This window comes from Sphingomonas sp. M1A8_2b, assembly GCF_053345535.1.
On record NZ_JBKFAH010000002.1, the window covers coordinates 446,493 to 468,517 of the forward strand.

General features: G+C 66.9%; 14 protein-coding genes. 12 read left to right on the plus strand and 2 right to left on the minus strand.

From position 1 onward, the window contains the following. Positions 1-21 precede the first annotated feature (21 nt). The 5 genes from ACLBWL_RS10420 (at position 22) to yghU (ending at position 7,605) form a co-directional block, all read left to right on the plus strand. Complete coding sequence (locus ACLBWL_RS10420) at positions 22-2,586, plus strand: glycosyl hydrolase 115 family protein (protein ID WP_447792728.1); 2,565 nt, start codon at positions 22-24, stop codon at positions 2,584-2,586. A 95-nt stretch (positions 2,587-2,681) separates the two neighbouring features. After that, positions 2,682-3,479 carry a FadR/GntR family transcriptional regulator gene (locus ACLBWL_RS10425; RefSeq protein ID WP_447792730.1) on the plus strand — a complete coding sequence of 266 codons (798 nt, stop codon included), beginning with the start codon at positions 2,682-2,684 and terminating at the stop codon, positions 3,477-3,479. A 369-nt stretch (positions 3,480-3,848) separates the two neighbouring features. Then, positions 3,849-5,060, plus strand: coding sequence for a D-mannonate dehydratase ManD (manD, locus tag ACLBWL_RS10430; RefSeq protein WP_447792732.1), 1,212 nt, complete (start codon positions 3,849-3,851; stop codon positions 5,058-5,060). Then, positions 5,057-6,349 carry an MFS transporter gene (locus tag ACLBWL_RS10435; RefSeq protein WP_447792734.1) on the plus strand — a complete coding sequence of 431 codons (1,293 nt, stop codon included), beginning with the start codon at positions 5,057-5,059 and terminating at the stop codon, positions 6,347-6,349. Before manD ends, ACLBWL_RS10435 begins: the two co-directional genes overlap by 4 nt. A 368-nt stretch (positions 6,350-6,717) precedes the next feature. After that, the gene (gene yghU, locus ACLBWL_RS10440; RefSeq protein WP_447792736.1) at positions 6,718-7,605 is read left to right on the plus strand and encodes a glutathione-dependent disulfide-bond oxidoreductase; all 888 of its coding nucleotides are present in this window, start codon (positions 6,718-6,720) and stop codon (positions 7,603-7,605) included. 24 nt (positions 7,606-7,629) lie between these two features. Here yghU and bamA read toward each other — a convergent pair whose 3' ends face one another. Then, complete coding sequence (gene bamA, locus ACLBWL_RS10445; RefSeq protein WP_447793479.1) at positions 7,630-10,248, minus strand: outer membrane protein assembly factor BamA; 2,619 nt, start codon at positions 10,246-10,248, stop codon at positions 7,630-7,632. Between the two features lie 282 nt (positions 10,249-10,530). Here bamA and ACLBWL_RS10450 point away from each other — a divergent pair, with 282 nt between their 5' ends. Genes ACLBWL_RS10450 through ACLBWL_RS10460 form a run of 3 tightly spaced genes read left to right on the plus strand, consistent with a single transcriptional unit; the run spans position 10,531 to position 16,268 of the window. Continuing rightward, positions 10,531-13,722: an efflux RND transporter permease subunit gene (locus ACLBWL_RS10450; RefSeq protein WP_447792738.1), complete on the plus strand. Its 3,192-nt coding sequence runs from the start codon at positions 10,531-10,533 to the stop codon at positions 13,720-13,722. Beyond that, positions 13,715-14,890: an efflux RND transporter periplasmic adaptor subunit gene (locus ACLBWL_RS10455; RefSeq protein ID WP_447792740.1), complete on the plus strand. Its 1,176-nt coding sequence runs from the start codon at positions 13,715-13,717 to the stop codon at positions 14,888-14,890. The genes ACLBWL_RS10450 and ACLBWL_RS10455 overlap by 8 nt, the downstream gene beginning before the upstream one ends. Continuing rightward, entirely contained in the window at positions 14,877-16,268 is a 1,392-nt protein-coding gene (locus tag ACLBWL_RS10460) for an efflux transporter outer membrane subunit (RefSeq protein ID WP_447792742.1), read from the plus strand. The genes ACLBWL_RS10455 and ACLBWL_RS10460 overlap by 14 nt, the downstream gene beginning before the upstream one ends. On the opposite strand, the gene ACLBWL_RS10465 is transcribed toward ACLBWL_RS10460, so the two are convergent. Then, positions 16,265-16,888, minus strand: coding sequence for a TetR/AcrR family transcriptional regulator (locus tag ACLBWL_RS10465; protein ID WP_447792744.1), 624 nt, complete (start codon positions 16,886-16,888; stop codon positions 16,265-16,267). The genes ACLBWL_RS10460 and ACLBWL_RS10465 overlap by 4 nt on opposite strands. A gap of 86 nt (positions 16,889-16,974) precedes the next feature. Here ACLBWL_RS10465 and ACLBWL_RS10470 point away from each other — a divergent pair, with 86 nt between their 5' ends. The 4 genes from ACLBWL_RS10470 to ACLBWL_RS10485 all read left to right on the plus strand — a co-directional run bounded on the left by ACLBWL_RS10470 (position 16,975) and on the right by ACLBWL_RS10485 (position 22,024). After that, on the plus strand, positions 16,975-18,459 hold the full coding sequence (locus ACLBWL_RS10470) for an efflux transporter outer membrane subunit (protein ID WP_447792746.1): 1,485 nt from the start codon (positions 16,975-16,977) through the stop codon (positions 18,457-18,459). Beyond that, positions 18,452-19,630: an HlyD family secretion protein gene (locus ACLBWL_RS10475; protein WP_447792748.1), complete on the plus strand. Its 1,179-nt coding sequence runs from the start codon at positions 18,452-18,454 to the stop codon at positions 19,628-19,630. Before ACLBWL_RS10470 ends, ACLBWL_RS10475 begins: the two co-directional genes overlap by 8 nt. A gap of 211 nt (positions 19,631-19,841) precedes the next feature. Continuing rightward, on the plus strand, positions 19,842-21,368 hold the full coding sequence (locus ACLBWL_RS10480) for a DHA2 family efflux MFS transporter permease subunit (RefSeq protein ID WP_447792750.1): 1,527 nt from the start codon (positions 19,842-19,844) through the stop codon (positions 21,366-21,368). Continuing rightward, positions 21,368-22,024 carry an RNA polymerase sigma factor gene (locus ACLBWL_RS10485; RefSeq protein ID WP_447792752.1) on the plus strand — a complete coding sequence of 219 codons (657 nt, stop codon included), beginning with the start codon at positions 21,368-21,370 and terminating at the stop codon, positions 22,022-22,024. The genes ACLBWL_RS10480 and ACLBWL_RS10485 overlap by 1 nt, the downstream gene beginning before the upstream one ends. Position 22,025 lies beyond the last annotated feature (1 nt).

Consider the following 22,025-nt stretch of genomic DNA (forward strand, 5'->3'; position numbering starts at 1 on the left):
GGGGTCACCTGGAGCGCTGCATTGGCAGCATTGCCCGTGCCGATGTTCGGGGCGGCAGCGCAGGTCGTCGATCCGCGCACCGCGTTTCCGCTGATCGCGAAGGGTGTTCCGGCGACGGTCCTGATCGACGCCGATGCCGACAGCGCTGTTCGCCACGTCGCGACCGATTTTGCCAAGGATCTCGAGAGGGTCAGCGGCACCGCCGCGCGTCTCGTCGACGTCGCGAGCGGATCTGTGCGGGGTCCGGTGGTGATCATCGGCGTGCTCGGACACAGTGCCGTGATCGACCGCCTCGTCGCAGCGGGCAAGATCGCGGCTGCGGATATCCGCGGCGAATGGGAAGCGTTTCGCCAGATCGTGGTCGACGATCCGATGCCGGGCGTGGCGCGTGCTCTGGTGATCGTCGGATCCGATCGGCGCGGCGCGGTGTTCGGTACCTACGACGTGTCCGAGCGGATCGGCGTATCGCCCTGGCACTGGTTCGCGGACGTGCCGGTCCGCCGCCAGCGCGACGTGCTGATCCCCGCCGGATCGCGCCGCGACCAGCCCAAGGTCCGCTATCGCGGGTTCTTCATCAACGACGAGGACCCCTGTCTCAGCGGCTGGGCCAAGAAGGCGTTCGGCGGCGTCAATTCGGCGATGTACGCGCACGTCTTCGAGCTGCTGCTGCGGATGAAGGGCAATTATCTTTGGCCCGCAATGTGGGGCAAGGCGTTCGCCGACGACGATCCCAGGAGCATGGTGCTCGCCGACGCGATGGGTGTCGTGATGGGCAATTCGCACCACGAGCCGATGTTGCGCGCACAGGCCGAATGGCACCGCCATGAGGACCAGGGCGTCACCGGCGGCGCGTGGGACTATGACAAGAACGGCGCCAATCTGCGGAAATTCTGGCGCGGCGGCATCGAACGGATGATGGCCAAGGGCGGCGGCCGGCAGTACGATTCGGTGGTGACCGTCGGGATGCGTGGCGACGGCGACGAGGCGATGGCCGAGGGCACCGCGACCGGGCTGCTCGAACGCGTCGTCGCCGACCAGCGCACGATCATCGCCGAGGTGACCGGCAAACCGGCGAGCGAGACGCCGCAGGTCTGGGCGCTCTACAAGGAAGTGCAGGATTACTACGATCACGGCATGAAGGTGCCGGACGATGTCACGCTGCTGTTCTCGGACGATAACTGGGGTCAGATCCGCCGGCTGCCCGATCCCGCAGCACCGCCGCGCAAGGGCGGCTACGGCATCTATTACCACTTCGATTACGTCGGCGCGCCGCGTAATTACAAATGGATCAACACAAACCAGATCGAGAAGGTCTGGCAGCAGATGGACCTCGCCTACAGGCGCGGTGCGGCGCAGATCTGGATCGCCAATGTCGGCGATATCAAGCCGATGGAATATCCGCTGGGCTTTTTCCTGGCACAGGCCTGGAACCCCGATGCGATGACCCCCGCCGCGGTCGCCGACTATCCGCGCGCCTGGGCGGCCGCCACGTTCGGCGGGGCACAAGCGGGCGCGATCGGCGATATCGTCACGCGGTACAGCCAGTATGTCGCGCGTCGGAAGCCGGAGCTTATCGACCAGAGCAGCTTCCCGATCGGCGGCGTCACGCCCAAGGGGCTCGATGGCGGCGAGTTCGGCGCGATGGTCGGCGAATGGGATGCGCTGGAGGCGAGAATGCTGGCAGTCCGCGCCACGCTGCGGCCCGATCAGCGCGACGCGTATTATCAGCTTGTCGAGTTCCCGATCGCCGCGGTCGCGAACCTGTATCGGATGTATTACGGCACCGCGTGGAATCGGTTGCTGGCGTCGAAGAACGACGCGCGCGCCAATTACTTCGCCGATCTGGTCGAGACCAGCTTCCGCCGCGATCAGGACCTGACTCGCCGGTATCACGCCATCGCCGGCGGCAAATGGGACGGCATGATGGCGCAGGTCCATATGAGCTACGTCATCTGGAACGACCCGACCCAGCAGACCATGCCGAGCATCGTCCGCATCGGTGCCGACACGCCCGAGGCGAAGCGCCGGCAGCAGCCGGTCTTCGTTCGCCCCGCGGCAACGTCACCGGGGATTATTGCCGTCGAAGCCCCCGCGTTCAGCCGCGCGCGCGACGGGAAGGGCCTCCGCTGGACGACGATCCCGCATCTCGGCCGCACTGCGGGTGCGGTGATCGCCATACCGCAGGGACGGCCGGCGACACGCGCGGAGGATGGCGTCTGCCTGGAATTCGATGTCATGGTGCAAAAGGCCGGTCCGGCGACGCTGACGCTGTATCTCGCACCGACGCTCGATACGATCGGCCATGACGGATCGCGCATCGGTGTGTCGATCGATGGCGGCGCGGTGCAGGTGCTGCGCGCCGTGTTGGAACCGACCGGTGGCGACGCCGACACGCCCGCCAAGGCGCGTTGGGCAGAAGCGGTACGTGACAATGGCGTGGCCTTGTCGGCGAGCATGGGCCATGTCGACTCCGGTCGGCATGTCGTCAGGATCTGGCGGATCGACGACAACATGGTCCTCGAGAAACTGGTGCTTGCGACCGTGCCGGTCCCGCTCTCCTATCTCGGTCCCGATCCCCGTGCCTGAACGGGATAGCCCTTGATCGAGTCTTCGAAACAGCCCGTTCCAAGTGGCAGGGCGCCGTAGTAGCATCCACGCGAAGCATCAGATTGGTAAGTTCAGTGGTAAAGCCCGAAGTTCAAAACGCGTTGTTCGGCGGTGGCAGACCCGATGCACCCGGCAAGGATCGTCTCTACCAGCGGCTGGCGCGCCGGCTGTTCGAGGAACTGGTGGCGGGGACCTATGCGGTCGGCGATCGGCTTCCCGCCGAACGCGAACTCGCGATCGAATATGGTGCGAGCCGCCCGGCGGTGCGCGAGGCACTGATCGCACTGGAAGTGCAGGGCTTCATCGAGGTTCGGGTTGGGTCGGGGGCGTATGTCTGCCGATTGCCGGGGCAGGGCGAGGAACCGGGTTTCGCGATCACCGCATTCGAACTGACCGAAGCCCGCATCATGTTCGAGGGCGAGGCGGCGGCCCTCGCCGCGGTCCAGATCACGGATGCCGAAGTCCAGCAGCTCGATGCGCTGGTCGAGGCGATGGCGACCGAGAACCTGCTCGCCGAAGTCACCGAAATCGCCGACCGCGATTTTCACATGACCATCGCGCGGGCGACGCGCAATGCGGGCGTCGTGCGGACGATCGAGGATCTCTGGCACCTGCGCTCGACGTCGCCCGAATGCGCGCTTCTCCATGCCAAGGCGCGCAACGCGATGGTGCGACCGGTCGTCGCCGAACATGCTGCGATCGTTGACGCCTTGCGCGCGCGGGACGCGGCGGCTGCGCGTACGGCGATGCGGGTGCACCTGACGTCGGTGATGGACCATCTGCTTTTCCAGACCGAGGAAATGGCAATGGAGGAGGCGCGGCGCGCGGTGGCCAGCACGCGTCAGCGATACGGGGCGGCAACCGGTCGGTGACGATCAGCCCGAACGCCGAGGTTCGCGGTGTCCGACCACTTCTTCGCTCGGGGCACTCGCGGCTGCGGCAGGCGCGGAAATGCCTCAATTCGCCTCGCCGGCCGTAGACCTGCGTTGACACCGGATCGGGTCCGCCGACATGGTATCGCTAACACAACGACGGCCCCATGAGCGGTGCCGCGTCGAAGATGGAGGTAAGGATGGCCGCGACGAGATTTGCCGCGATCGCGCATCATGGCTTGCTAACGCGGCCGATGGTCGCGCCTGCACGCATGAAGAGCCAACCTTAATAGGCGCCACCCGAACGTCCACCGTCGCTGCCTGCCGACGTTCCTGAACGCCCCGTTCGAAATTTCCCGAAGGACCGACATGCCAAAGATCATCGATGCCCGCGTCATCGTCACCTGTCCGGGGCGCAATTTCGTCACGTTGAAGATCACGTGCGACGACGGCACCACGGGGGTCGGCGATGCGACGCTCAACGGCCGCGAACTGAGCGTCGCGAGCTATCTGACGGATCACGTCGTGCCGTGCCTGATCGGCCGCGACGCGCACCGGATCGAGGATATCTGGCAATATCTCTACAAGGGCGCCTATTGGCGGCGCGGACCGGTGACGATGGCGGCGATCGCTGCGGTCGATACGGCGCTGTGGGACATCAAGGGCAAGCTCGCGGGTATGCCCGTGTACCAGCTGCTCGGCGGTGCGGCGCGCGACGCATGCATGGTCTACGCGCACGCCAACGGCACGACGATCGAGGACACCATTGCGGTCGCCAAGGCGGAGCAGGCGAAAGGCTACAAGGCGATCCGGCTGCAATGCGGCGTGCCGGGGCTCGCCGCGACCTACGGCGTCGCCAAGCATGGCGCGCGCTACGAACCCGCTGATGCCGACCTGCCGAGCGAGAGCGTGTGGTCGACCGAGAAATATCTGCGGGTTGTGCCCGAACTGTTCAAGGCGGCGCGCGAGGCGATGGGCTGGGACGTGCACCTGCTCCACGATATCCACCACCGGCTGACCCCGATCGAGGCGGGGCGGCTGGGCAAGGCACTCGAGCCGTATAACCTCTTCTGGATCGAGGATCCGACGCCGGCCGAGAACCAGGAGGCATTCAAGCTGATCCGTCACCACACCACGACGCCGATCGCGGTGGGCGAGGTGTTCAATTCGATCTGGGACGCGAAGGACCTGATCCAGAACCAGCTGATCGACTATATCCGCGCGACCGTCGTCCATGCCGGTGGCATCACGCACCTGCGCCGGATCGCCGCGCTCGCGGACCTGTATCAGGTGCGGACCGGCTGCCACGGCGCGACCGACCTGTCGCCGGTGGCGATGGCGGCGGCGCTGCATTTCGGCCTCTCGGTGTCCAATTTCGGCGTGCAGGAGCATATGCCGCACACACCGGAGACCGACGCGGTCTTCCCGCATGCGTACACCTGCGACGACGGCATGATGCATCCGGGCGAGGCGCCGGGGCTGGGCGTCGACATCGATGAGGATCTCGCCGCGACCTACGACTATAAACGCGCCTATCTTCCGGTCGCGCGACTGGAAGACGGCACGTTGTGCAACTGGTGAGCGCCCCTGTGGGGCCGCCCGAGGTCACCCGGAAGCCGCGCGGCCGTATCCGCTGGATCGTCTGTGCGCTGCTCTTCGCGGCGGTGGTGCTGAGCTATATCGATCGGCTCGTCCTGCCGACGCTCAAGCCCGATCTCCAGGCGCGTTATGGCTGGAGCGAGACGGGCTATGCCGATCTCGCGATCTGGTTCCAGGCCGCCTACGGGCTCAGCTACGTCGTGTTCGGCCGGCTGATCGACCGGGTCGGCGCGCGCATAGGCTATGCGCTGGCGGTGACGTTATGGACGATCGGCCATGTCGCGCACATCTTCTTCACGTCGACCGGCGGGATGATCCTGGCGCGCATCCCGCTTGCGCTCGGCGAGGCGGGCACGTTCCCGGCGGCGATCGCCGCGACCAACGAGTGGTTTCCCCGGCGCGAGCGCGCGTTCGCGATCGGCATCTTTAACGCCGGCTCGAACGTCGGTGCTATCCTGACGCCGCTGGTCGTGCCGATCATCGCGGTGACGCTGGGATGGCGCTGGGCGTTCATCCTGACCGGGCTGTTGACGGTGGTCTGGCTGATCGCGTGGCTCGGCTTCTATCGCCGCCCGCGCGACCATCCCAAGATCACGCCGGAGGAACTCGCCTATATCGAGAGCGAACCCGTCGAACCCGGTCGCCCGGTCGCCTGGAAGACGCTGCTGCGGCAGCGCCAGACATGGGCGTACATGCTCGGCCGGTTCCTGATCGATCCGGTGTGGTGGACCTTCCTGTTCTGGCTGCCCGACTTCTTCAACAAGCAATACGGTGTGACGATGCTCGCGTTCGGCCCACCGCTGATCGCGGTCTACGTCCTCGCCGATATCGGATCCGTCACCGGCGGCTGGTTTTCGTCCCGGCTCATCGGCCGCGGCTACAGCGTCAACCGCGCCCGCAAGACCGCGATGTTCGCCTGCGCGCTGTGCGCGGTACCGATCGCGTTTGCGACACAGGTGCCGGGCATGTGGTGGGCGGTGTTGTTGATCGGTCTGGCCTGCGCCGGGCACCAGGGGTTTTCGGCCAATCTCTACGCGCTGCCCGGCGATCTGCTGCCGCGGTGGGCGACGGGGTCGGTCGTCGGGCTCGGCGGGTTGTCGGGCGCGGTCGGCGGGATGCTGATGGCGAAGTTCGCCGGCGCGATCCTCGAGACGGTCGGCAGCTACCAGCCGATTTTCATCGTCGCCGCCTGCGCCTATCTCGTCGCGCTCGTCTGCATCCACCTCCTGGTGCCGCGCTATGCGCAGGTTCCGGCGGAGCGCCTTGTCTGATGAACCGCCGCGCTTTCGGTGCCATCACCAGATTCCGATCGCCGTGCTCCTGGTCAAGGCGGCTTCCGAGCGGTGTCGGTGTGCCCCGCGACTAGATTCGTAAGGCTTCACCTATCCCGTCGAAGACGCCGCGCTAGTTCGCGATTGTCCTGGCGCCTGCCTGAGCCCCTTTCGCAATCACGTTCGTCGTCACGATCGGAGGGTGCGGGGCGGTGTCGCCGGATGGGCCGTCAACCCGGTGCGGTCTGCGGTCATCGCCTCGCATACGTGGCCGATCGCGGCACCGTCCTGTCCCAAACGGCTAGGGTAATCCTCGATTACCGCGTAATACCGTACGCGAGATTGCTAGATCACAGCGGAGAGACCGAATGACCGACACCGCCGAATATGTGCCACCCAAGGTCTGGACCTGGAGCAAGGAGAGCGGCGGTCGGTTCGCCAGCATCAACCGTCCGATCGCCGGCGCCACGCACGACAAGGAGCTGCCGGTCGGCAAGCACCCGCTCCAGCTCTATTCGCTGGCGACGCCCAACGGCGTGAAGGTGACCGTGATGCTCGAGGAACTGCTCGCGGCCGGGCACACGGGGGCCGAATACGACGCGTGGCTGATCAAGATCATGGACGGCGATCAGTTCGGCAGCGGCTTCGTCGCCGCCAATCCCAATTCGAAAATCCCCGCGCTGATCGATCATAGTGGCGCGGCGCCGATCCGGGTGTTCGAATCTGGATCGATTCTGCTCTATCTGGCTGAGAAGTTCGGTGCGTTCCTCCCGACCGATGCCGCCAAGCGCGCCGAAGTGCTGTCGTGGCTGTTCTGGCAGATGGGCGCCGGACCGATGCTGGGCGGCGGGTTCGGGCATTTCTACGCCTACGCACCGGTAAAGATCGAATATGCGATCGACCGCTTCGCGATGGAGGTGAAGCGACAGCTCGACGTGCTCGACCGGCGCCTCGCCGAGAGCGAATATGTCGGCGGCGCGGACTATTCGATCGCCGATATGGCGGTGTGGCCGTGGTACGGCGCGCTCGTGACCGGCCAGGTCTACGAGGCCGCGGAGTTCCTCCAGGTCGAGGACTACAAGAACGTCCGGCGCTGGACCGACCTGATCGCCGCGCGGCCGGCGGTGAAGCGCGGGCGGATGGTCAACCGCGTGATGGGCGATCCCGCGAGCCAGCTCCACGAACGCCACGACGCCAGCGACTTCGACACCCGGACGCAGGACAAGCTCGACGCCCCGGCGGGGGAAACCCGCTAGGGCTCGACCAACTGATCGGGCGGTTCAGAACTGCCCGCCGATGTTGAAGGTGATCAGCTTGCTGTCGTCGCCGGGCGCTTTCAGCAGCGCCTTGGCGAGATCGATGCGGAGCGGGCCGAACGGCGAGGTCCAGTTGACGCCGACGCCGACCGACAGGCGCGGGCTGGCGGTGTTGCCCGAATAGGTCTCCTTGTAGGTGCCGAGCGCGTAGGTGTACGGCGTGCCGGTGTTGGTGGTCGTGCTGGCGCCGGCGGAATCGAGATACAGCAGGTTGCCCGAGCCATCGGTATATTGGCGGCTGCCCGCGACGCACGCGATCGAGGCGGCGTTGGCCGCGGCGCAGGTGTCCGTCAGCGCCGGCGTCTTGCCGCCGAACACCGCGCCGACATCCATGTAGATCGACGGACGCAGGCCCAACTCGCGCGCGCCGGCGCCCATCGGCAGTTCGAGTTCGAGGCGGGCCTGGTAATAGGCCGTGCCGCCGAGCGCGGTCTGCGTGGTCGTGCTGCTGCTGTTGGTCAGCGTCGCCGGGACGATCGTGGTGTCGTAATAGGTCCGGGTCACACGCGGGCCGACGCCGCGGATGTCGAAGCCGCGCATCTGCGGGTCGCCGAGATAGAAGCGATCGGTCAACCGGACGTCCTGGCCTAGCCCCTTGATATAGCCGCCCTCGGCATGCGCCGACAGGATGAAGCTCGAGCCCAGGTTCATGTACTTGGTGTAGTTGGCGGTGCTGCGGATATATTTCGTGTCGCCGCCAAGCCCGGCAAAGTCCTGGCTGACGCTGAACTTACTGCCCTTGGTCGGGCGGGTCCGGCTGTTGGTGTTGTCGAACACCAGCGAATAGCCGACCGACGACGTCCAGCGACTGCCGACCGCGTCGCACAGATAGGTGCCGGCGATCGCCGGGTCGCACACGCCGTTGGTGTAATAGGTGGCGGCGTCGAGCGAGACCTGGTCGTAGGACAGCCCGTAGCGCGCGGTGGCGGACCAATATTCGGTGAGCGGCACCGCGGCGCGGATCTGGAAGCCGGTCGAGACCTGTTCGTAGGTGGTGTCGTTGCTGTCGCCGGTGGTGCTGTACGAGCTGTAATCGCGGCGGAAGATGTCGCCACCGAGCGCGATGTTCGTGTCGAACAGATAGGGCTCGGTGAAGCCGAGATTGATCGATTTCGAGTAGCTCGAATAGCTGACGCCGGCGCGGAGTTCCTGGCCCATCCCGCGGAAGTTGCGCTGCGTGATGTTGGCCTGCGCGATGAAGCTTTCGAGGCTCGAATAGCCGGCCGAGAGTTGCAGTTCGCCGCTCGATTTCTCTTCGAGGTTGGTTTCGAGAATGACGCGGTCGGGCGCCGAGCCCGGCAATTGCTTGATCTCCATCTTGTCCTGGAAATAGCCGAGCGAGTTGATCCGGTCCTCCGAGCGCTTGACCTGGAAGCTGTTGAACGCGTCGCCTTCCGCCAGGCGGATCTCGCGGCGGACGACCTTGTCCTTGGTCTGCGTGTTGCCGTTGATCTCGACGCGTTCGACATAGGTGCGCTTGGCTTCGGCGATGGTGAAGTTGACGCCCATCGTCAGCGTGTCGGCGTCCTTCTGGAACTCCGGGTTCACTTCGGAAAAGGCGTAGCCGAACAGACCCGCGGTCTGGCTGAGGTTGTCGACCGAATCCTCGACAAGTTTCGCGTTGTACCAGTCGCCCTTCTTCAACGGCAGCGTGGCGGCGAGCTTCTTGCTGTCGAAGTCGCGGATCTGGCTATCGACGCCGACGTCGCCGAATTTGTAGCGTTTCCCTTCCTCCACCACATAGGTGATGATGAAGTCCTTCTTGTCGGGGGTGAGTTCGGCGATCGCCGAGGTGACGCGGAAATCGGCATAGCCCTGCGTCAGGTAAAACTGGCGGAGCTTCTGCTGGTCGTAGCTGAGGCGATCCTGATCGTAGCTGGTCGCCGACGACAGCAGCCGGCTGAAACGCGCCTGCTTGGTCGCCATCTGCGCGCGGATCTGGGCATCGGAGAAGACCGCGTTGCCCAGGATGTTGATCTGGCGGACCTTCGACTTGGGCCCTTCGCTGACGACGAAGACGACATCGACGCGGTTCTGATCGAGATTGACCATCTTCGGATCGATCACCGCGCCGAACCGGCCCTGGCGGCGGTACAGCTCCAGGATTCGGGCGATGTCCTGGCGGACTGCGGTGCGCGTGAAAATCTGACGCGGCGCGAGCTTGAGCTCCTTGGTGATCTTGTCGCTCTTCAGCGCCTTGTTCCCCTCGATCAGGACGCGGTTGATGATCGGGTTCTCGCGCACGCGCACGACGATGTTGCCGTCAGCGACGCCGGCGATCGAATAGTCCGCGAACAGGTCGCTCGCCTGCAGGTCCTTCAGCGCCTGATCGAGCGTCTCGGCGCTATAGACCGCGCCGACGTGCAGCTTGGTGTAGCTGAGCACCGTATCCGGCTCGATGCGCTGCGAGCCCTCGACGCGCAGGGTCCTGATCGTCCGCGGTCCGGTCGTGGTTGCGGCATTTGGGGGGGTGCCCGGTGCGGGGGAGGGGGGCGTCTTCGGCGGTGGCGTTTGCGCCGTCGCTGGGGCCGTCGTCGTCCCGACCAGAAGCAAGGCGAGCGATCCGGCGCCAAAATTGAACATCATGCGTGCGTCTCCGGGGGTGAACGGCAGCGCTATGGCGGGCATGTTTCCCGGGAATTTTCCGACGTGACGGGATATCGCAAGCTTGCAACACGGCCGGATCGGTCGGGCGCCGCAACGTGAACCATGGACGTGATCGCCCTCCGATATCCCGGATTAAAGCGTAAGTAACATTGACCCTTGCGTTTGCCTGCTGCGCTGCCGCAAAGGGGACGCGTCGGGCAGGTCTGGCGGCTCCGGGAGTCGCCACCAGTCGTGCCGCGTTCGGATTGGAGTTCCTCCGTGATCGGTATCGTCAGGGTCGCATTGTCGCGCCCGCTCACCTTCATCGTCATGGCGATCCTGGTCGCGATCATCGGCATGCTCGCGGCGGTGCGGACCCCGGTCGATATCTTCCCCGACATCAAGGTGCCGGTGATCGCCGCCGCCTGGCAGTATTCGGGTCTGTCGCCCGACGACATGGCGGGACGGATCATCTCGCCCTACGAGCGCGTGCTGTCGACCACCGTCAACGACATCGATCATATCGAGAGCCAGTCGATGCCGGGGATCGGCATCGTGAAGATCTATTTCCAGCCCGGCGCCGACATCCGCACCGCGACCGCGCAGGTCACCAGCGTATCGCAGACCGTGTTGAAGCAGCTGCCGCCGGGCGTCACCCCGCCGCTGATCCTGAATTATTCCGCCTCGACCGTGCCGATCCTGCAGCTCGCGCTGTCGGGAATCGGACTGTCCGAGGGCAAATTGTTCGATACCGCCGTCAATCAGATCCGCCCGGGCCTCGTCACCGTACCGGGTGCCGCGATCCCGTATCCGTCGGGCGGGCGCCAGCGTCAGGTTCAGATCGATCTCGACCCGCAGGCGCTGCAATCGAAGGGCCTGTCCGCGCAGGACGTCGGCCTCGCGATCGCCGCGCAGAACCAGATCAACCCCGCCGGCTTCGCGAAGATCGGCGGGTTCCAGTACAATGTCCGGCTCAACAACGCGCCTGGCTCTATCGACGAGCTCAACAACCTGCCGGTGAAGGTCGTCAACGGCGCGACGATCTACATGCGCGACGTCGCGCATGTCCGCGACGGCAGCGCACCGCAGACCAACGTGGTGCACGTCGACGGATCGCGATCGGTGGTGATGACGATCCTCAAGAATGGCTCGACCTCGACGCTGGCGATCGTGCAGGGGATCAAGGACGCGCTGCCCGCGATCCAGGCGACCCTGCCCGACAGCCTCAAGATCGTCCCGATCGGCGACCAGTCGCTGTTCGTGAAGGCCGCGGTCGAGGGTGTCGTCAAGGAAGGCGCGATTGCCGCCGCGCTGACCAGCGTCATGATCCTGCTATTCCTGGGTTCGTGGCGGTCGACCGTGATCATCGCGATCTCGATCCCGCTGGCGATCCTCGCCGCGATCATCGCGCTGTCGGCCACCGGCCAGACGCTGAACGTGATGACTCTCGGCGGGCTCAGTCTCGCGGTCGGCATCCTGGTCGACGATGCGACGGTGACGATCGAGAACATCAACTGGCATCTGGAGCAGGGCAAGAGCGTCCGCCAGGCGATCCTCGACGGTGCCGCGCAGATCGTGACGCCTGCGTTCGTGTCGCTGCTGTGCATCTGCATCGTGTTCGTGCCGATGTTCTTCCTGCCCGGCGTCGCGGGGTTCCTGTTCGTGCCGCTCGCGCTGTCCGTGGTGTTCGCGATGATCGCGTCGTTCATCCTCTCGCGGACCTTGGTGCCGACGATGGCGATGTACCTCCTCAAGCCGCATGCCGGTGACGTCCACGCGGCCGGAACGCCGACCTCGCGCAATCCGCTGGTCCGGTTTCAGCGCGGGTTCGAGGCGCGGTTCGAACGGTTCCGGCACGGTTATGGCCGGTTGCTCGAACGCGCGCTCGAGACCGGCAAGCCGTTCCTGCTCGGCTTCCTCGCGGTGGTCGCGTTGTCGCTGTTGCTGATCCCGTTTCTCGGCCAGAATTTCTTCCCCGCGGTCGACGCCGGCCAGATCACGATGCACGTCCGCGCGCCGATCGGCAGCCGGATCGAGAGCACGTCGGCGGAGTTCGACCGAATCGCGCGGAAAGTGCGCCAGATCATCCCCGCGAACGAACTCGTGTCGGTGGTCGACAACATCGGCCTGCCGGTCAGCTCGATCAACGCGACCTACAACAACTCGGGCACGATCGGCCCGCAGAACGGCGACATCCTGATCCAACTCGCCCACGAGCATGCGCCGACCGCGGATTACGTCCGCAAACTGCGCGAGACGCTGCCGGGGGCGTTTCCGGGGGCGACCTTCTCGTTCCTGCCCGCCGACATCACCAGCCAGATCCTCAATTTCGGCGCGCCTGCGCCGATTGACGTGCAGATCAGCGGCAAGGATGCGGCAGGCAATTATGCCTATGCGCGGTCGCTGCTGCGGAAGATCGCCGCGATCCCCGGCGTCGCCGATGCGCGCATCCAGCAGTCGGCGCGCTACCCCGAATTGCGCGTCAACATCGACCGCAGCCGGATCGGCCAGTTGGGGCTGACCGAGCGCGACGTGACCGCCAGTGTCGGATCGTCGCTCGCCGGCACCGTCCAGACCGCGCCGGTCTACTACCTCAACCCCGAGAACGGCGTGTCGTACAGCGTCGTCGCGCAGACCCCCGAATACCGCGTCGGATCGATGAGCGACCTGTCGAACATCCCGGTCACCGGCACCACCCCCGGCGGCGCGTCACAGGTGCTCGGCGGGCTGTCCACGGTCGTCCGCGGCACCTCCCCGGCGGTCGTCTCGCACTACAACATCGCGCAGGCGATCGACATCTACGCGACGCCCAACGGCCGCGATCTCGGTGCGGTGGGCGGCGACATCAAGCGCGTGCTGGCGGAGGCCAAGGCGTCGGCGCCGAAGGGCACGACGGTCGCCTTGCGCGGTCAGTATGCGACGATGAACAGCGCGTTCTCGGGGCTGTTCTTCGGGCTGATCGGCGCGATTGTGCTGATCTACCTGCTGATCGTCGTGAACTTTCAGAGCTGGCTGGATCCGTTCGTGATCATTACCGCGCTGCCCGGCGCGATCGCGGGGATCGTCTGGATCCTGTTCCTGACGGGTACGCCCTTGTCGGTGCCGGCACTGACGGGGGCGATCATGTGCATGGGCGTCGCGACCGCGAACGCGATCCTGGTGGTCAGCTTCGCGCGCGAACGGCTCGCCGAACTGGGCGATTCGACCAAGGCGGCGATGGAGGCGGGAATGACCCGTTTCCGCCCGGTGCTGATGACCGCGCTGGCGATGATCATCGGCATGCTGCCGATGGCGCTGGGTTTCGGCGAGGGCGGCGAACAGAACGCGCCGCTCGGCCGCGCGGTGATCGGCGGGCTGATCGTGGCGACGTTCGCGACGCTGATGTTCGTGCCGGTGATCTTCAGCATCGTCCACCGCAAGGACGCCGTGCGCGCGACCGATACCGAGACCTTGGAGCAAGTGCATGTCTGAGTCCGCCACGTCCGAACCCAAGCGCGGGTCGCTGAAGAAAGCCGGTGCCGTCGCGGCGGTGATCGCGCTCGCGCTCGTAGCGTTCGGTATCTTTACGCGTCACCGCTCGGACTCTCAGCTCGCGACGTGGACCACCGCGCAATCGACGCCGATCGTCACCGTGATCCATCCCAAGGCGGACGGCGCGAGCGATGCGCTGACGCTGCCAGGCAACGTGCAGGCGTATAACAGCGCGGCGATCTACGCGCGGACCACGGGCTATATCCGCAAATGGTTCGTCGATATCGGCGATCCGGTGCGCGCCGGCCAGGCGCTCGCGATCCTCGACGCGCCCGAAGTCGACCAGCAGGTCGCCGCCGCGCAGGCCGATCTCCAGACCGCACGCGCGAACCGTTCGCTCGCCGCGTCGACCGCCACGCGCTGGCGCGACCTGCTCGCCAAGGATGCGGTGTCGAAGCAGGAGACCGACGAGAAGATCGGCGATCTCGCCGCCAAGTCCGCGATCGCCAACGCCGCGTCGGCCAACGTCCGCCGGCTCGGCGCGTTGCAGGGCTTCACCCGCCTGACCGCGCCGTTCTCGGGGGTCGTCACCAGCCGCTCGACTCAGGTCGGCGCGCTGGTGACTGCGGGTACCGCCGCCTCGACGCCGCTGTTCACGATCGCCGACGTCAACCGGATGCGGATCTACGTCCGCGTGCCGCAGGCGTATTCGGGGCAGACGCGGCAGGGCATGCACGCGGTGCTGACCGTGCCTGAGTATCCGGGGCGCGAGTTCGACGTGACGCTGACCCGCAGTGCTGACGCGGTCGATCCGCAATCGGGCACCGTGCTGGTCGAATTGCAGGCCGCCAATACCGACCGCGCGCTCAAGCCGGGGGCCTATGCGCAGGTGAAGTTCCCGGTCGGTGGCGGGGCTGGCAGCGGCGTTCGCCTGCCCTCGAGCGCGCTGGTGATCGGCGCGAACGGCACGCAGGTCGCGGTCGTCGGCAGCGACGGCAAGGCACGGCTCAAGACGGTCACGATTGGGCGCGATGACGGCGACAGCGTGGCGATCAGCGCTGGCCTGACCGCCAACGACCGGGTGATCGACAGCCCGCCGGATTCGCTCCAGACCGGCGATCCGGTCCGCATCGCGCCAAGCGCAGGACCGGCCCGTGCGAAGCGCTAGGCTGGGCGCCGCGCTCGCCGCCGCAAGCGTCGCGGGCTGCTCGCTGGCGCCGCCGTACGGCATGCCGCCAAGCCCGACCGCGGCGGCGTACAAGGAGCAGGGGCCGTGGCAGTCCGCCGCGACCGACACGCCGCTCCCGGCCGCGTGGTGGACCGCGTTCGACGATCCGACGCTGACCGCACTCGAAGCGCGGATCGAGGCGGGCAATCCCGATCTCGCCGCCGCCGTCGCACGCTACGATCAGGCGCGCGGGCTGCTCGGCGAGACCCGCGCGGCGCAAGTGCCGACGCTATCGGTCGGCGCGGATGGCAGCCGGTCGCGCGTGTCGGCGGGACGGCCGCTATCGTCGGGGAACGCGGCGACCTACAACAATTTCTCGGTCGGCGCGTCGCTGGCCTATGAGATCGACCTGTTCGGCCGGGTCCGCAATTCGGTACGGGCGGATGCCGCCGCGGCCCAGGCGAGCGCGCAGGACGTCGCTGCGGTTCGGCTCGGATTGCAGGCATCTCTGGCGGATTCCTATTTCCAGATGCGCGGGCTCGATGCGCGGACGGTATTGCTGCGCCAGACGGTCGCCGCGTTCCAGCGCGCCTACGACCTCACTGACACGCGTCATACCGGCGGGATCGCGTCCGGTATCGACGTCAGCCGCTCGGCCGCGCTCCTGTCGAGTGCGCGTGCGGAACTGTCGGCGATCGCCGGTACGCGCGCCGCGTTCGAGCACGCGATCGCGGTGCTGGTCGGGGAAACGCCGTCGACCTTCGCGATCCCCGTCGCGGAAACGCTCCAGCGGCCGCCCGCGATTCCGGTCGGCATACCCTCGACGTTGCTCCAGCGCCGCCCCGACATCGTCGCCGCCGAACGCCGGATCGCCGCCGCCAATGCCCGGATCGGCGTCGCACGCGCGGCGATGTATCCATCGCTCACGCTCGGCGGATCGGGCGGGTTCGAGGCCGGCAATGGCGACATCCTGCGCGCATCGAACAGCTTCTGGGCACTCGGGCCCTTGTCCGCCGCGCTCGCGATCTTCGACGGCGGCGCACGGCGCGCGCGCGTCCGGATCAGCCGCGCGCAATATGACGAGGCAGCGGCGTCCTACCGCTCGACCGTCCTCACCGCCTTCCGCGAAGTCGAGGACGATCTCGCGCGCGGCCGAGCGCTGGCGGAACAGGAGCAGGCGCAGCAGGCCGCCACCCGCGCCGCCGAACGGACGCGCGACCTGGCGCTGATCCGCTACCGCGACGGCGCCTCTGACTATCTCGACGTCGTCACCGCGCAGACCGCCGCGCTGGACGCGCAACGCCTGTTGCTCGAAGTCCAGAGCACGCGCCTGCAAGTCGCGGTCGACACTGTCCGCGCCATCGGTGGTGGCAGCTAGAGCGAAAACAGCCGCAGGAAATAGTCGGCGAAGGTGTCGGCGGCCCGATCGCTGGCGGCAGTCTCGACCCCGAGCAGAAGCCGGGTCTGGTGCGCGACGCACATGCTGATCAGCAGCTGCGCCATCGGCAACGTTCCTTCGTCGCGCAGCAGCCCGGCGGCGACCTGGCGATCGAGATAGCCGGCAAGCAGCTGTTCGAGGTGATGCGGCGCGCGTTCGTAGAAGATCCTGCCAACCTCGGGGGAGCGCCCGCTTTCCGAGACCACCAGCCGCCAGGTTGCCAGCGCGTCGGGGTTGGTGGTGCGGTCCATGAAGCTGCGACAGAATAGCACGATCGTCGCACGGAGGTCGCCCGCGGCGAGCAATTCGCCCTCGAGCTGCTCGCGGAACGCCTGCGTCAGGTCTTCGATGACCGCGGCGAACAGCTCCTCCTTCGAGCGGAAATAGCTCCAGAGCGTCGCCTTCGATCCGCCGAGCGTCGTGAGCAAGCCGGACATCGAGGTCGCGGCATAGCCATCCTCGAGGAACGACTTGCGCGCCGCGGCGACGATGGCGGCGCGGCGCTCCTGCTTGCGGGTTTCGCGTTTGCCCAAAGGGGCGGGTGCCGGTGCTGAATTCATTGCTGTACCATATAGTACGTTTTTCCATTGACAAGGCGCAGCGAGCAATCTAGCTAAAAAACCGTACCCACTAGTACGGTTTTATCATGACACGATTCTCTTCCATCGCAACGCGGACCGCAGGGCCCTTGTGCCTCCTGCTGGTATCGGCCTGTGCGACGGTCCCCAATCTGGGGCCGGCACCTAAGGTCGCACCGGCGGCGGCGTATGAGTCCGACCGTAGCTTTGCGGTCGCCGCCGGCGATGCGGCGGCGGGCTGGCCGGATCAGGCCTGGTGGCACGAATATGGCGATCCGCAACTCGATGCGCTGATCGCCGAGGCGCTTGCCGGGTCGCCGGACGTCGCCGCCGCCGCCGCGCGGGTCCGACAGGCCGACGCCTATGCACAGCAGGCGGGGGCGGCGCGACTGCCGACGCTCGATGGATCGGCCAGCGCCGGCGGGACCAAGCAGAGCTACAACAACGGCATCCCGGCCGCGTTCGTGCCGAAGGGCTGGAACGACACCGGGCGAATTCAGGCCGATCTCGGCTTCGACCTCGATCTCTGGGGACGCAACAAGGCGTCCTATGCCGCCGCGCGCTCGGACGCCGATGCTGCCCGGCTCGATTTCGCGCAGTCCGCGCTGACGCTGTCGACCAGCGTCGCCGATGCCTATGCCGACCTCGCCAAATTGTTCGCCGAACGCGCGGTGCAGGCGAGGGCACTCGATATCCGCACGCAGACCGCCAAGCTGACCAGCGACCGGGTCGCGTCGGGACTGGATACGCAGGCCGAGCTGAAACAGGCGCAGTCCGCGGTGCCCGCCGCGCGCGCCGATCTCGCGGCGACCGACGAACAGATCGCGTTGACCCGCAACCGGCTTGCCGCGTTGCTCGGCAAGGGGCCGGATCGCGGGCTGTCGATCACCGCGCCGGTCGTCACGCTCGCCAGCCGGAGCCTGCCCGCCGATGCCACGACCAACCTGATCGGGCGCCGTCCCGATATCGTCGCCGCGCGGACGCGGGTCGAAGCCGAGGCCAGCCGGATCAAGGTCGCCCGCGCCGATTTCTATCCCTCGATCAACCTGAGCGCGACGATCGGTTTCCAGGCGCTCGGCCTCGGCAATGTGTTCAAGAGCGGCTCGTCCTTCGGCAGCGCCGCGCCCGCGATCAGCCTGCCGATCTTCCGCGGCGGCGAACTGCAAGGCAAGTACCGCAATGCGCGCGCGACCTATGACGAGGCGGTCGCCAATTACGATCGCACCGTCACCGACGCCTATCGTGCGGTCGCCGACGCGGTCGCCAGCCAGCGTTCGGTCGGCGTCCAGCTTGCCGACCAACGCCAGTCGCTGCTCGATGCGCAGGCCGCCTATGGTGTCGCGCGCCAGCGCTACGAAGGCGGGCTGTCGCGGTTCGTCGACGTGCTTACCGCGCAGGATCGCGCGCTTCAGTCGCAACGCTACGTGACCGACCTGCAGGCCCGCGCCTTCACCCTCGACATCGCGCTCGTACGCGCGCTGGGCGGCGGATTTGCCGCGCCCGCCGCCCCCGTCAACGCAGCCCAGATCAACAAGGACAAGACCAATGGCTGATGCCGATCCCGCAGGCACGCTCGACCCCGGCACGTCGGATTTGGATCGGGCACCGCCGCCGGAAGACCGCGCCCCCGCGCAATCGAAGACGCGCAAGACCTTGCTGGCGGGGATCGCCGGCGTCGTCCTGCTGGCCGGGGTCGGCTATGGCGGCTGGTACGCGCTCGTCGGCAGCCATTATGTCGAGACCGACAACGCCTATGTCGGTGCCGATACCGCGCAGGTGACGCCGATGGTGGCGGGGCAGGCGATCGCCGTACTGAAGGCGGATACCGACGCGGTGAAGCGGGGCGACGTGCTGATCCGGCTCGACGACAGCGATGCGCAACTCACGCTCGCGAGCGCCGAGGCCGATCTTGCCAAGGCGCGGCGCCAGTTCGGCCAGACCGCCGCCACCAGCACCGCGTTGTCGGCGCAGGTTGACGCACGCCGCGCCGACATCCTGACCGCGCGTGCCCAGCTGGTGTCGGCGCAGGCCGGCTACGATAAGGCGCAGGTCGATTTCGATCGTCGCCGCAGACTCGCGCCGAACGGCGCGGTGTCGGGTGACGAACTGACCAGCGCAACGAACGCCCTCGCCGGCGCGCGGGCGACGCTCGAACAGGCGCGGGCGGCGGTCGCGCAGGCCGGCGCCCAGCGCGGTGCGGCGGCGGGCAATCTCGCCGCCAACGATGCGCTGATCAAGGGTACCACGACGAGCACCGCACCCGACGTCATGACCGCGGAAGCGCGCATCCGTCAGGCTCGGCTCGATCTCAGCCGCACCGTGATCCGCGCGCCGATCGATGGCGTCATCGCCAATCGCACCATCCAGGTCGGCCAGCGCGTCGCCCCTGGCGCGACCGTGATGCGGATCGTCCCCGTCTCGCAGGCCTATGTCGACGCCAACTTCAAGGAGGGCCAGCTGACCAAGGTGAAGCCCGGCCAGGCGGTGACGCTGACCGCCGACCTGTACGGCGACGATGTCGAATATCACGGTCGGGTCGTCGGCTTCTCCGGCGGCACCGGCTCGGCGTTCGCGTTGATCCCCGCGCAGAACGCGACCGGCAACTGGATCAAGGTCGTCCAGCGTTTGCCCGTGCGGGTCGCGCTCGATCCGAAGGAACTGGCGGCGCACCCGTTGCGGGTCGGCCTGTCGATGACCGCGGAGATCGACACGACCACGTCGTAATTCAGATTGTTTCCCGGGACACTCGGTCCCGAACGAGCTTGCCGGACGGTCCTTTTCCCCAAGACGCAGAGGCCAGCCATTCCCCCGGGCTGGCCTTGGGACCGGTTCGACGAGGGGCGGGTGAAAGTCGCCATGGTGGCCTTCACCCGCTTTCGACCAGCCCCCTTTAGACCAGGGGGCGTCGCGTACGCCAACAGGGAGTATCGCCGCGATGGCGCTCGACGACGACTTCAAGCCCCTGACGGGCACCACGCTGATCCTGGCGGGAATGGTCCTGGCGCTGACCAACTTCATGGTCGTGCTCGATACCAGCATCGCCAACGTGTCGGTCGGGCATATCGCCGGATCGCTCGGCATCTCGTCGAGCCAGGGCACCTGGGTCATCACCTCCTATGCCGTCGCCGAGGCGATCTGCGTGCCGCTGACCGGGTGGCTGTCGACGCGGTTCGGCATGGTGCGGACGTTCGTCGTCAGCATGATCGGCTTCGGGATCTTCTCGATCCTGTGCGGCCTGTCGACCAGCCTGACGATGATGGTCGTCTGTCGGATCGGCCAAGGCCTGTGCGGCGGGCCGCTCATGCCGCTCAGCCAGACGCTCCTTCTACGCGTCTTTCCCAAGCAGCAGCAGGGCCAGGCGATGGGCATGTGGGCGATGACGACGGTGGTGGCCCCGATCCTCGGCCCGATCCTCGGCGGCACGATCAGCGACAGCTGGTCGTGGCACTGGATCTTCTTCATCAACATCCCGATCGCGGTGATATGCGTGTTCGGCGCCCTGCGACTGCTGCGTCCGGCGGAGACCCGCACGCAGACGATCGGCATCGATGCGGTTGGGCTCGCTTTGCTGGTGCTGTGGATCGGCGCGCTGCAGATCATGCTCGACCTCGGCCGCGAGCATGACTGGTTCCAGGACGGCTTCATCGTCGGCCTCGCGCTGATCGCCGCGGTCGGGCTGGCCGTGTTCGTGGCCTGGGAGATGACCGAAAAGGCGCCGGTCGTCGATCTGCGCGTGTTCCGCCATCGTGGCTTCACCGTCGCGGTCATCAGCCTGGCGTTCGCGTTCGCCGCGTTCTTTGCCTCGGCAGTGGTCATTCCCCAATGGCTCCAGTCGAGCCTCGGCTACACTGCGACGAAGGCCGGCTACGTCACCGCCTTCACGGGCGTCGGCGCGGTCATCATGTCGCCGATCGTCGCCAAGCTGCTCGAAAAGGTCGATCCACGCGGACTGGTGTGCTTCGGGATCCTTTGGCTGGGGCTGACCTCGCTGGCGCGCGTGCACTGGACCAGCGGCGCCGACTTCTGGAGCCTCGCGTTGCCACAGCTCCTGCAAGGCTTCGGCGTGCCGTTCTTCTTCATCCCGCTGACGACGATCGCGCTCGGGGCGGTCGAACCGGAGGAAACCGCGTCGGCGGCCGGCGTCATGAGCTTCCTGCGCACGCTGGCGGGGGCGATCGGCACGTCGGTGTCGACCACCCTCTACGCCAACGCCGCGGTGGTCGCGCGGAGCGAGATCGTCTCGAAGCTCAACAGCGATCCGACCACGCAGGCGATGCAGGCCGGCGGCTTCTCGCTCGATCAGGTCCGCGGCTCGATCGAACAGCTGGTCACGCAGGAAAGCTATGTGCTGGCCATCAACCAGCTGTTTTTCCTGTCGGCGATCGTGTTCGCCGGATCGGCGATGATCATCTGGCTATCGCCGCGGCCGACGCGCGTGGTCGAGGCGGGGGCGGCGCACTGATGCGCGCGGCCGCTGACATCGTCGAACCGCCCTCCAGCGACGAGCCGGAAATGTTCGGCAAAGCGCTGATGGAACTGGCACCGCCGCTGCGCCGCCGCGCGTACCGGTTGACGCACGATCCGGTCGAGGCCGACGACCTGCTCCAGGAGACGCTGGCCAGGGCCTGGTCGGCGCGGCTGAGCTTCCGGCCGGGGACCAGCCTCAAGGCGTGGACCTTCACGATCCTGCGCAACCTGTTCCTCGCCCAGTTGCGGCGGTCGTATCGGCTGGTCGATCTCGATGACGGCGTGGCGGAGCGGATCGTGGCGATCGACGCCGACCAGCATGCGAAAACCGAGTTCAAGGCGGTGCTCGACGCGATCGATCTTCTGCCGACCGATCAACGCCTCGCGCTCACTGCGATCGCGTTGGAGGGTCTCGATTACGTGTCGGCGGCGCAGGCGCTGAACGTGACGCAGGGCGCGCTCAAGAGCCGTGTCCGGCGAGCGCGGGCGGCGCTGGCGCGGCTGGTCGAGGACGGCGTGCCGCGATCGGCCGGTGAGCCGGGGCAGGGGGACGAGGCGAAGCCGGAGCGTACCGCCGCGCTGTCGGCGGCGTCGTTTCGCGGCGTCTGGACCACGGCGAAGACGACGGGACACCCCTTGTGGATCGGCTAGC